Source organism: Streptomyces sp. NRRL S-378, from assembly GCF_000720645.1.
Classification (GTDB): domain Bacteria; phylum Actinomycetota; class Actinomycetes; order Streptomycetales; family Streptomycetaceae; genus Streptomyces.
Genome location: NZ_JOBX01000250.1, coordinates 1 through 202, shown reverse-complemented (window position 1 = coordinate 202; position 202 = coordinate 1). Strand labels below are relative to the sequence as shown.

The 202-nt window shown below is 65.8% G+C and carries 1 pseudogene; it reads left to right on the top strand.

Annotated features, from left to right (window positions below):
* Positions 1-202, top strand: a pseudogene (locus tag IH80_RS40485) (MFS transporter); the annotation flags it as partial.

Below are 202 nucleotides of genomic sequence, written 5' to 3'. Positions count from 1 at the left end.
CATGGTGACCGCGACGACGGGTCTGCCGGACCACGAGCAGGGTATGGCGACCGGTTTGGCGACGATGACGCAGCAGATCGGTATCACGATGGGCACGCCCATTATGTCCGCGGTCGCCGCGGCCAACACCGACATCCACGCGGGCATCACCACCGCGGTGATCGTGAACACCGCGATCGTGGTGGTCGGGATCCTCACCACC